Consider the following 10,300-nt stretch of genomic DNA (forward strand, 5'->3'; position numbering starts at 1 on the left):
CCCGGGCAACCCTGTCCGCTCCTGCTGGTGCGGGCCCTGGCGTCGTAACCGGCCCCGGGCGGGCGCCCCGCGACCCGGCCTCCGCCCGGGGCCCCTACCGCCCGGCGCGCCGGGCCGGCTGCCTGGTCGGCACCGGGTCGGTGCCGAGGAACTCGCCCACCAGCCGGTACACCAGCTCCGGCTTCTCCACCACCAGCAGGTGCGAGGTGCCGGGCACGATCGCCAGCTCGGCATCGGGGATCGCGCGGTACTGCGCGATCGTGTGCTCCAGCGTGATCATGTCGTCGTCGCCCGCCATCACCAGCGTGCGGGCGGCCACACCCGCCAGGTCGCCGTCGGTGTAGCTCGGCTCGTTGCGGCCCAGCTCGATCACCTTGCGGGCCAGCTCCGGGAAGTGCTCCTCGCCGTCCGGCGAGACCTCGCCGTGCTTCGCGGCCAGGTACGCCATGGCCGCCTCGTCCTCGAAGCCGTCCAGCACGCCGGGCAGGACGCCGTCCACGTGGTGGTTACCGCTGATCAGCACCAGCCTGCGGACCAGGTCGGGGCGCTCCAGCGCGACCCGCAGCGCCAGGTTCGCCCCGTCGCTGTGCCCCACCAGGTGCGCCGGGCCGCCGACCACCCGCTCCAGGAACGCGACCAGGTCCGCCGCCAGCGCGGCGTAGCTCAGCGGCCCCGGCACGTCCGGGGTGTGCCCGTGCCCGCGCCGGTCCATCCGGTACACCTGGAACCGGCTGATCAGCAGCGGCAGCGCGGCGGCGAAGGTGCGCGAGTCGACGAAGCCGCCGTGCAGCAGGACCACGGGGTCACCGTCGCCGCGCACGTCGAACCAGGTGGGCACGGTCCCGAGCTCGATATTCGCCATGCGCCCATCATCCGGCACGCGCCGCCGGGGCTGTTCGGGTGGACACCCCGCGACAAGTGAGTGTACGGTCACTCATATGAGCAGACGGGCCACCCTCTCCACCGCGGAACTCCGTCGCGAGGCCGCGGTGGAGGCCGCGATCGACGGGTTCGCCCGCACCGGCTACCACGGCACGCCGATCACCAGCGTCGCCGCGCGGGCGGAGATCTCGCCCGCGTACGTCTTCAAGCTGTTCCCCGGCAAGGTCGCGCTCTTCGTCGCCGCGCTGGACCGCACCTTCGAGCTGGTCCGGGAGGCGCTGGCGGTGGGCGCGGCGGCGCCGGGGGAGCAGACCCCGGAGGCGGTGCTGCACCGGATGGGCGGCGCCTACGCCGAGCTCATCGCGGACAACCGGCTGCTCATGGTGCAGGTGCACGCCCAGTCCGCGGCGGACATCCCGGAGATCGCGGCGGCCATGCGCCGGGGGCTGGAGCTGGTCACCGCGTACGCGGCCGAACGCTCCGGCGGGAGCGCCGAGCAGGTCCAGCGCTTCATCGCCTACGGCCAGCTCTGCCACCTCATCACCACGCTCGACATCGACGCGGGCGCGGGGGAGTGGGCCGCGCTGCTCACCGAGGGAATCCGGCACCCGAACCGCGACTGATCCCTGACCGTCACGGCAATGGCGCCGCTTTCGCTCAAGGTGACTGACCAATCACACACCAGGAGGAATCATCGTGAACACCATCGAGATCGTGCTGCCCGGCAAGGTCGAGCCCGAGGGGCTCCGCGTCGAGCGGCGCGAACTGCCGCCGCCCGGCCCGGGGCAAGCCATGGTCCGGGTGCTCGCCACCGGCGTCTCTTTCGCCGAGCAGCAGATGCGGCGCGGCAAGTACTTCGACCAGCCGCCGTTCCCGTTCGTCCCCGGTTACGACCTGGTCGGCGAGGTGGTCGCGGGCGGCGCAGGGGTCGACCCCGCGCTCACCGGGCGCCGGGTGGCGGCGCTGACCAAGGTCGGCGGCTGGCGCAGCCACGTCCTGCTCGACGCCGCCGACCTGATTCCGGTGCCGGACAATCTCGACCCGGCCGAGGCCGAGACGCTGGTGGTCAACGGCATCACCGCCTGGCAGATGCTGCACCGCACGGCCCGCACCACCGCGGGCGCGACCATCCTGGTGCACGGCGCCAACGGCGGCGTCGGCTCGGTGCTGGTCCAACTGGCCCGCGCCGCCGGGATCGCGGTGATCGGCACCGCGTCGGCCCGCAATGCCGACGCGGTGCGCGCGCTCGGCGCCGAGTGGGTGGACTACACCGGCGACGTGCCCGCCCGGGTGCGCGAGCTGGCCCCGAACGGCGTCGCCGCGGTCTTCGACCACGTCGCGGCCCCGGCATCGTCGACTCCTTCCGGCTGCTCGCCCCCGGCGGCGCCCTCGTCGCCTACGGCACCGCATCGACGAAGGACGTCGAGGGCGATTCCCGGCTTCCCGTGCTGAAACTGCTGGCCCGGCTGGCGCTCTGGAACGCGCTGCCGAACAAGCGGCGCGCGCACTTCTTCAACCTCTGGGCGGGCCGGAGGAACGCCGCCGCCTTCCGGGCCGGGCTCGCCGACGACCTCGGCCGGGTCTTCGCGCTCGCCGTGGCCGGTGACGTCCGCGGGCAGGTCGCCGCGCGGCTGCCGCTCACCGACGCCGCCGCGGCGCTGCGCCTCGCCGAATCCCGCACGGTGGTGGGCAAGGTGGTGCTGGAGCCGTGAACGCGCCGATCGCCACCGCGCGCGCCGCTCCGGGGCTGCCCGCCCTGGCGACCGTGCTGGCGGCGGCCGCCCTGACCCTCATGGCCGCGGCCGTCATCGCCCCGGCGCTGCCCGCCATGGCGACGGCCTACGCCGGGACGCCGGGAGCGGAGCTGCTGGTCCGGCTCGCGGTCGGGATCACCTCGCTCGCCATCGCGGTGAGCGCGCCGCTCGCCGGTGCGCTCGCCGACCGGGTCGGCCGGGCGTCGCTGCTCACCGGCGGCCTGCTGCTGTACGCGGTGAGCGGCACCGCGGGCTGGTTCCTGACCGGCCTGCCCGCGCTGCTCGGCAGCCGGATCCTGCTCGGCATCGCGGTCGGTGCGGTGATGACGGCGGTCGCCGCCACCCTCACCGACTGGTACGAGGGGCCGCGCCGGGCGCTCTGGCTCGGGCGGCAGCAGGCGGCCGCCTCCCTCGGCGGCGTCGTCTTCCTGCCGCTGGCGGGCGTGCTGGCCGGAATCGACTGGCGGCTCCCGTTCTGGCTGCACGCCGCGGCCGCGCCGATCGCCGTCGCGGCGGCGCTGCTGCTGCGCGACGGCCCGCCCGCCGCACCGAACACACCCGATCCGGTGCGCGGACAGGGCAACACGGCGGGAATTCTCGGCATCTACCTGCTGGCGCTGACCGCCACGCTCGCCTTCTTCATGGCCCCGACCCAGCTGCCCTTCCTGCTCACCGAGCAGGGCGCCGGACCCGCCGCCGTCGGCGTCATCGTCGCGGGCAGCACGCTGACGAGCATCGCGGGCGCGCTCCTCTTCCCGCGGCTGCGCGCCCGGCTCACCCCGACCGCGGTCACCGCGGCGAGCCTCGCGCTGCTCGGCCTCGGCTGGCTGGTCGCGGGAACCGCCGCGCACCCGGCTCAGGTACTCGCCGGGCTGCTGATCGGCGGCCTCGGCGTCGGGGCGGTGGTGCCCGACCTCAATACCCGGCTGGGTGAGCTGGCCCCGCCGCACCGGCGCGGCCGGGTGCTGAGTGGCCTGGTCACCGCCATTTTCCTCGGACAGTTCCTCTCCCCGGTCGTGCTCGCACCGCTCGTCGCCCGCATCGGCATCGAGGGCGCCTTCACGACCACCGGACTCGCGCTGCTCGGCGCGGGATTCCTCCTGCAGAAAGGTCGAAAGTCATGATCTACCACGGCAACCGCTTCACCCTGAAGCCCGGCGTCAGCACCGCCCAGCGCGAGGTCGCGCTGGCGAGCCTGCGCAACCAGGGCCGGGTGATCCCGGCGGTGCGGCACTTCACCGTCGGCCCCGACTACGGCGGCGAGTACGAGTGGGGCGCCGTCTTCGCCATCGACGATCTCGACGGCTACTGGGAGTACCTGGTGCACCCGGCGCACCTGAACACCGACCGGGTCGGGCTCCCGCTGGTCGATTCCTTCATGTCCTTCGACATCACCGACGACCCCGACCCCGAACTCGGCGCGAAGATCGCCGCCCTGCACCAGCGGCGCTACGCCGCCATGCCCGAGATCTCCCGCTTGGTCTCCGATCTCGGGCACTACAGCGGCAGCGCCGCACCCGGCAGCCACGCCGGGTGATATCGGCCGTCAGGCGATCCGCGCGTGCGGCGGCGCGGATTCGCCGATGGTCGCCTCGGTCTCGCCGATCAGCAGCCGCAGGAACTCTTCCTGCTCGCTCCTGCCCTTGACCGCGGCGCGGTCGACGCCACCGGGCACCACCCGCACCAGCGCGCTGCGCGCCAGGTTCACCGGGATGCGCAGCGCCGGGTACCACGGCAGGTGCGCGGGCAGGCCGAGCGTCCGCATGGCCTTCGGGCCGAGGAACGCGCTGGTGATCGAGAGGTGCTGGGAGCGGGCGATCTTTCCGCGCAGCTCGGGCAGGTTGGGGTAGTGCCAGTCCAGCGGGTCGTCGGCCATGGGGAGCGCGAGCTGCCTGCTGGTGTCGTCCGGGTTCGTGATGGCGCTGAGGCAGTGGTAGAGGATGCCGACGCCGTCCCGGAAGTCGGTCGGCAGCCACTCGTCCCTGACGCCGATCAGCCAGCCGACGTAGCGGGTCAGGTGCGCCGCCGCGGCGGTGTCGGCCCGGCTGGGGATGATGCCGAGCGCCATGCCCCCAACGAACGGCGCCAGCAGCGCGCCGACCAGGGTGGCCGCCATGTCGGTCTGGTTGATCGGCAGCCCCCACTCGTCGCCGCGCCAGTCCGGCATGCCGGCCACGTGCCTGCGCACCAGCCCGTGGATGAGCCGCACGTGCAGCGTGGAGCGGTACCCCCGGCCGAACTTCGCCATCCCGTTCTCGGTGGCGACGTCCATCGCCCACTGCAGCGTCTCGGCGAAGCGCTGGGCGGGCCCCTTCTCCAGCGCGCCGGTGCGCAGCAGCGTCTTGTTGAAGCCGGAGGCCAGGTAGCCGCCGAGGAAGGAGACGTCGCGGGCGAAGTAGAGCCCGTCGGTGCCGCCGGAGCGGAAGACCCGCTCGCCGCGGCGCAGCAGCTCGGGGTCGACCCAGTCCGGGGTCGCCTCGACCGCGGTGAAGAAGGCGCGCAGCGGCTCCGGCGCCTCCGGCACGCTGTCGATCCCGGTGCGCAGCGCCTGCTCGAAGAGCGGGCGGGTGCTCCGCATCCCCTCGGCGTACATCCAGTCGACCAGCCGGTCCATCGGCTCGTCGCCGACGAGCAGCGACTCGCCGAGCTGCCGCCAGCGCTCGGCGCTCGGCTTCCCGATGCCGAGCAGCAGGGCGAACGGGCCGAGACCGGGGGCCTTACGTGGCCTTTCCGGGTGTCGGCTGGGAACGGGCGCGGTCGTCGTCATCGGTGACTTCCTCGGTGGTGGTGGCGATGCCGTGCTTCATGAGCGGCACGAGGGAATGCCGGACGAAGGCGCGGGCCAGCTCCGGATCGGTGAAGTCCACGCTGCCGCCGCCCGGCGTCAGCATGAGCGAATGGGCCAGGCGGGCCACGAGTTCCGCGACCGGCCGCGGATCGTAGCGGGCCACCAGCCCGGCCTCCTGGGCGTGCGTGAGCATGCCGACGATGTAGTCGATGCCGATCGCGACCAGCCGCTCGCCCTGCACGGTGTAGAAGCCGAGCGCCTCCTCCGGCGCGACCCGCAGCAGCTGGGTGACCAACCGGTGGATCCCGGTCTGCAGCAGGACGTACAGGATCGTCTCCTCGAGCTGCGCCTCCACCCCCTGCGCGGTGGTGGCGATCGCGGTGACCTCGGCCAGCATCCGCCTGGTCTCGCGCTGCAGCACCGCCTCGACGAGGTTGTCCTTGCCCGCGAAGCGGCGGTGGATGGTGATCCGGTTGATGCCCGCGCGGCGCGCGATGTCCTCCAGGCTGGCGCGGCGGATCCCCACCTGGAGGATCCGGTCGAGCGCGGCGTCCATGATCGACTCGTCCACGCTGTCGTACCGCTCCGGCATGTAACGAGTATCCAAAAGCTGTTTCATTGTGTCAATCGCGGCCCGCCGCGCCGCTCCGGCGGTGCGGGGCGGTCGGTTTCCGCTCGGTGCAACTGCGACGTTACCGCCTATTCGGGGCTCTCCCCGGGTTGACGCGGCAGTGTTGGCCCTCCGTAGACCGCAACATGTTCGTCACCAAAGTGACTGTTCAACGGTATTTCTCGGGGAACTGGGGGTGGCCGTTGCCCAAAATCTGGGAAAGTCTGTCGCCCACAACCGAACCCTGCTAAGTTACTGACTATTCCGGTTCATGAGGCACGAGATTCCCGGCGGTCGGGGCGTGCAGGAACTCGACGAGGAGTAGCGACATGGATGGATTCAGTAGGCGCAACGCACTGAAGGTCGGTGGGGCGCTCGGCGCGGTCGGCGCCCTGGCGACGGTGGCCCCGGCCCGCGCGGTGCCGTGGACGTGGACGCCGGACGGCTCGGTGGCGGGCAGTGGTGACGGCGCCGATCCGATGACGGTCTGGGACCCGGAGTCCGACCAGCTGGTCGCCTCGCTGATCGATCGCGGCGAGGTCCCCGCGATCAACGCGGTGCTGCGCACCTGGACCCGCAACTCGCAGCCGCTGCCCGCAGGGCTGCCCGCCGATCTGCACGACTTCATCGAGCGCAACCGGCAGATGCCCGCCTGGGCGGACCAGGGCAAGCTGAACACCGCGATCGAGTTCAACAAGAAGCGCGGGCTCTACCTCGGCGTCCTCTACGGCCTGGCCTCCGGCATGATGTCGACGGTCATCCCGAAGGAGGCCAAGGCGGTCTACTACTCCAAGGGCGGCCAGGACCTCAAGGACCGCATCTCCAAGACCGCCAAGCTGGGCTACGACATCGGCTCGAACAACGCCTACGCCCCCGACGGCGAGATGATCGTGACCTGCGTCAAGACCAGGCTGGCGCACTCCGGCGTGCGGCACCTGCTGCCGCAGTCGCCGCACTGGGTGAGCTCGGCCCAGGAGCAGATCCCGATCAGCCAGCAGGACATGATGGTCACCTGGCACAGCCTGCCGACCACCGTCATGCGGCACCTGACGGCCTGGGGGGTGCCGATCCCGGTGCACGAGTCGGACGCGTTCCTGCACTCGTGGCAGGTCTGCGCGCACATGCTCGGCATCCGCGACGAGTACATCCCGAACTCGTGGGACCAGGCCAACGCCCAGGCCGCGCAGACCCTGGACCCGGTCGTCGCGGCCACCCCCGAGGGCATCAAGCTCGCCGACCGGCTGCTGCACCTCGGCAACAACCTGGACCTGGCGATCCTGTCCAAGGGCGTGCTCGGCGCGTTCACCCGCTTCATCCTCGGCGACCGCCTCGCCGACGATCTGCAGATCGCGCGCGAGCCGGTCTGGGAGACGCTGCTCGACGTCTCCTGGGGCCCGTTCGTCGCCGTCCGTGAAGGGCTCTTGCCGATCGTGCCGCTGGCGCCGGACGCCTACTGGCTCTTCGACGAGTTCCTTCGCCAGTTCGCGCTGGTCTACCTGTCGGAACTCAGGATGCCGTTGAGCATCGAGATCCCTACCATGAACCGTGACATGAGCGTGCCGCCGAGGTAGTCGGGGACTCGGGGCACACGAGGGATGCTTCTCGAGACGACATGGAGACCATGATGCTTGCACGGTGGAAATCGATGGCCGCCCTCTGTGCGGCCACCGCGGTGTCGAGTGCGCTGCTCGCCCAGAGCCCCGTCGCCTCGGCGGCTCCGGGCGGCTGCCCGGAGCTGTACGTGGTGGCGGTCCCTGGCACCTGGGAGACGTCGAAGGAGGATCCAGGGCGCGGGATCCTCGGCCTGGCGGCGGAGGGGCTGCCCGGCGACGTCCGGGTGGACTACATCCACTACGCCGCGACCGCCTTCCCCTGGGAGGGCGAGGTCTACGGCCGCTCCAAGGCCGAGGCCGTCGACGGTGCCCGCGGCGCCGTCCAGGCGATGGCGCTGGCCTGTGCCGACACCAAGATCGCGCTGCTCGGCTACAGCCAGGGCGCGGACGCGGCCGGTGACGTCGCGGCCGAGATCGGCACCGGCATCACCGTCGTCCCCGCCAACCGGGTGGCGCTGGTCGGGTTGGTCTCCGACCCGCGCCGCTCGCCCACCGACGCGCTGATCGGCGCGCCGGTCTCCGGCGCGGGCGCGGTCGGGCCCAGGGTGAACGGCTTCGGCTGGCTCAGCCCGGCGACGTACACCTTCTGCATCGAGGGCGACCTGTACTGCGCCATGCCGGACGGTGACTTCGCGGGCCGGTTGGCCGGGTTCGCGGTGCAGCTCTCCAACCCGGATCCGTCCAAGATCGGCAGCTACCAGTACCAGGCGGGCGAGCTGCTCAGCGACGCCTTCGCCGCGGGCGGCTGGGGCCTGCTCGCCGATCAGCTCAACTCCAACGCCTACGACGAGCGCAAGCAGCAGGTGGACGACTTCCTGAAGTCCGGCATCCACCAGTCGTACGCCAGCTACAGCGTGGCGCCCGGCGGGGTGACCGCACTGAGCTGGCTGCGGCAGCGGCTCATCCAGGTACTGCGCGGCTGATCCCCCGCGCTCCGAACGCCCCCGGCCCTCCCTGCCGGGGGCGTTCTGCGTCGGTCGGGGCGAAAAATCGGATGCGGTCTGTCGGTGCCCGGCGGAATACTGACCGGCACCCGATGAGTTCGACCGGTGCATACCGTCTGAACCGCTGTGGCGCCGGCGGGGAGTTCGGTGCCGCGGCCACGGGTCAGCCCAGACCTTGCCGACGTTCCGCCCCCGGAGGTGCCCATGCCCGTCGAAACCGCAGTGCCCATACCGAAGGGCCGGACCCCGCTCGTCATCCGGGTGCTGGTGCTCGCCACCTTCGTGGTGATCCTGAACGAGACGATCATGATCAACGCGATCCCGCGGCTGATGGCGGATCTGCACGTCGACGACCGCGCCGCGCAGTGGGTCTCCACCGCGTTCATGCTCACCATGGCCGCGGTCATCCCGGCGACCGGCTGGTTCCTGCAGCGCGTCACCACCAGGCAGGCCTACGCGACGGCGATGGCGGTCTTCCTGGCGGGCACCGCGCTCTCCGCGGCCGCGCCGACCTTCGAGGTGCTGCTGATCGGCCGGGTCGTGCAGGCGGGCGGCACCGCCGTCATGATGCCGCTGCTGATGACCACGCTGATGACCGTGGTGCCGGAGCAGGACCGCGGCCGGGTGATGGGCAATGTCACGCTGGCCATCTCGGTGGCGCCCGCCATGGGGCCGGTGCTCTCCGGGCTGGTGCTGCAGGTCGGGTCGTGGCGCTGGCTCTTCGTGCTGGTGCTGCCGATCGCGGGGCTGGTGACCTGGCTCGGGCTGCGGCAGCTGCGCAATGTCGGCGAGCCGGAGGCCGGTTCGATCGATGTGCTCAGCGTGGTGCTCGCGGCGCTCGGCTTCGGCGGGCTGGTCTTCGGGCTGAGCCGCTTCGAGAGCGGCGACTACACAGTCCCCGCGCTCATCGTCGGCGGCGGCATCGCCCTGATCGCGGTGTTCGCGCTGCGCCAGGTCCGGCTGCAGCGCACCGGGATCCCGCTGCTCGACCTCCGGGTCCTGCTGGCGGGCACCTACACCAAGGCGCTGGTCCTGATGGCGGTGGCGTTCCTGGCCATGATGGGCTCGATGATCCTGCTCCCGCTCTACCTGCAGAACCTGCGCGGGCTCAGCCCGCTCGCCACCGGCCTGCTGGTCATGCCGGGCGGGCTCGCCATGGGGCTGCTCGGCCCGACCGTCGGCAGGCTCTTCGACCGCTTCGGCGGCCGCTGGCTGGTGATCCCGGGCGCGGTCGGCATCGCGGTGTCGCTGGCCGGCTTCAGCCGGATCACCATGACCACGCCGTACTGGCAGCTGCTCGCGTGGCACATCCTGCTCATGCTCGCGCTGGCGGCCACCTTCACCCCGGTCTTCACGCTCGGGCTCGGCGCGCTCTCCCAGCACCTGTACTCGCACGGCAGCTCCATGCTCGCCACCCTGCAGCAGGTGGCGGCCGCCTTCGGCACCGCGCTGGTGATCACCGTGATGTCCGCGCGCAGCAGCGCACTGATCGAGGACGGCGCCGACGCGGTCGCCGCGCACCTCGACGGCACCCGCCTCGCCTTCCTGGTCTCCGCGGCGCTCGCGCTGATCGTGGTGGTGGCCGCGGTCCTGCTGCCCGGCCGGGCCACGGTCGAGGAGGACGTCGAGGGGGAGTTCGAGGCGACCCCGCCCGAACTGGTCAAGGGCTGAGGCCCGCGGCGACCCCGGCTGTTCCGGCAGCCGGGGCC

11 protein-coding genes are annotated in these 10,300 nt (G+C 72.1%); 8 read left to right on the forward strand and 3 right to left on the reverse strand.

Annotated elements, in window-relative coordinates; translation table 11 throughout:
- Positions 1-94: 94 nt before the first annotated feature.
- Positions 95-862 carry an alpha/beta fold hydrolase gene (locus tag ACFUUZ_RS24310; protein WP_378699941.1) on the reverse strand — a complete coding sequence of 256 codons (768 nt, stop codon included), beginning with the start codon at positions 860-862 and terminating at the stop codon, positions 95-97.
- 76 nt (positions 863-938) lie between these two features.
- On the opposite strand from ACFUUZ_RS24310, the gene ACFUUZ_RS24315 reads away from it, so the two are divergent.
- From ACFUUZ_RS24315 to ACFUUZ_RS24335, 5 genes are all read left to right on the forward strand, one after another.
- Complete coding sequence (locus ACFUUZ_RS24315; protein ID WP_378699943.1) at positions 939-1,505, forward strand: TetR/AcrR family transcriptional regulator; 567 nt, start codon at positions 939-941, stop codon at positions 1,503-1,505.
- 73 nt (positions 1,506-1,578) lie between these two features.
- Positions 1,579-2,334: an alcohol dehydrogenase catalytic domain-containing protein gene (locus ACFUUZ_RS24320; RefSeq protein WP_378699945.1), complete on the forward strand. Its 756-nt coding sequence runs from the start codon at positions 1,579-1,581 to the stop codon at positions 2,332-2,334.
- Positions 2,250-2,594 carry a zinc-binding dehydrogenase gene (locus ACFUUZ_RS24325; protein ID WP_378699963.1) on the forward strand — a complete coding sequence of 115 codons (345 nt, stop codon included), beginning with the start codon at positions 2,250-2,252 and terminating at the stop codon, positions 2,592-2,594. The genes ACFUUZ_RS24320 and ACFUUZ_RS24325 overlap by 85 nt, the downstream gene beginning before the upstream one ends.
- Entirely contained in the window at positions 2,591-3,760 is a 1,170-nt protein-coding gene (locus ACFUUZ_RS24330; RefSeq protein ID WP_378699947.1) for an MFS transporter, read from the forward strand. Before ACFUUZ_RS24325 ends, ACFUUZ_RS24330 begins: the two co-directional genes overlap by 4 nt.
- Positions 3,757-4,173, forward strand: coding sequence for a Dabb family protein (locus tag ACFUUZ_RS24335; protein WP_378699949.1), 417 nt, complete (start codon positions 3,757-3,759; stop codon positions 4,171-4,173). Before ACFUUZ_RS24330 ends, ACFUUZ_RS24335 begins: the two co-directional genes overlap by 4 nt.
- Positions 4,174-4,182: 9 nt before the next feature.
- On the opposite strand, the gene ACFUUZ_RS24340 is transcribed toward ACFUUZ_RS24335, so the two are convergent.
- The gene (locus tag ACFUUZ_RS24340) at positions 4,183-5,403 is read right to left on the reverse strand and encodes an oxygenase MpaB family protein (protein WP_378699951.1); all 1,221 of its coding nucleotides are present in this window, start codon (positions 5,401-5,403) and stop codon (positions 4,183-4,185) included.
- Positions 5,354-6,016, reverse strand: a complete 663-nt coding sequence (locus tag ACFUUZ_RS24345) for a TetR/AcrR family transcriptional regulator (protein WP_378699953.1) — start codon at positions 6,014-6,016, stop codon at positions 5,354-5,356. Before ACFUUZ_RS24345 ends, ACFUUZ_RS24340 begins: the two co-directional genes overlap by 50 nt.
- Before the next feature lie 347 nt (positions 6,017-6,363).
- Here ACFUUZ_RS24345 and ACFUUZ_RS24350 point away from each other — a divergent pair, with 347 nt between their 5' ends.
- The 3 genes from ACFUUZ_RS24350 (at position 6,364) to ACFUUZ_RS24360 (ending at position 10,262) form a co-directional block, all read left to right on the forward strand.
- Positions 6,364-7,605, forward strand: a complete 1,242-nt coding sequence (locus ACFUUZ_RS24350; RefSeq protein ID WP_378699955.1) for an oxygenase MpaB family protein — start codon at positions 6,364-6,366, stop codon at positions 7,603-7,605.
- A gap of 74 nt (positions 7,606-7,679) precedes the next feature.
- A complete protein-coding gene (locus ACFUUZ_RS24355) occupies positions 7,680-8,570 on the forward strand; it encodes a cutinase family protein (protein ID WP_378699957.1) in 891 nt (296 codons plus the stop codon).
- Between the two features lie 225 nt (positions 8,571-8,795).
- Positions 8,796-10,262: an MDR family MFS transporter gene (locus tag ACFUUZ_RS24360; protein ID WP_378699959.1), complete on the forward strand. Its 1,467-nt coding sequence runs from the start codon at positions 8,796-8,798 to the stop codon at positions 10,260-10,262.
- Positions 10,263-10,300 lie beyond the last annotated feature (38 nt).

It is taken from the genome of Nocardia sp. NPDC057353 (assembly GCF_042667085.1).
Lineage (GTDB): Bacteria > Actinomycetota > Actinomycetes > Mycobacteriales > Mycobacteriaceae > Nocardia.

Bases quoted from the DNA above. Each gene is read 5' to 3' on its own strand.
- ACFUUZ_RS24310 (WP_378699941.1), bottom strand. From the start codon at position 862: ATGGCGAATATCGAGCTCGGGACCGTGCCCACCTGGTTCGACGTGCGC.
- ACFUUZ_RS24315 (WP_378699943.1), top strand. From the start codon at position 939: ATGAGCAGACGGGCCACCCTCTCCACCGCGGAACTCCGTCGCGAGGCC.
- ACFUUZ_RS24335 (WP_378699949.1), top strand. From the start codon at position 3,757: ATGATCTACCACGGCAACCGCTTCACCCTGAAGCCCGGCGTCAGCACC.
- ACFUUZ_RS24340 (WP_378699951.1), bottom strand. From the start codon at position 5,403: ATGACGACGACCGCGCCCGTTCCCAGCCGACACCCGGAAAGGCCACGT.
- ACFUUZ_RS24345 (WP_378699953.1), bottom strand. From the start codon at position 6,016: ATGCCGGAGCGGTACGACAGCGTGGACGAGTCGATCATGGACGCCGCG.
- ACFUUZ_RS24350 (WP_378699955.1), top strand. From the start codon at position 6,364: ATGGATGGATTCAGTAGGCGCAACGCACTGAAGGTCGGTGGGGCGCTC.
- ACFUUZ_RS24355 (WP_378699957.1), top strand. From the start codon at position 7,680: ATGGCCGCCCTCTGTGCGGCCACCGCGGTGTCGAGTGCGCTGCTCGCC.
- ACFUUZ_RS24360 (WP_378699959.1), top strand. From the start codon at position 8,796: ATGCCCGTCGAAACCGCAGTGCCCATACCGAAGGGCCGGACCCCGCTC.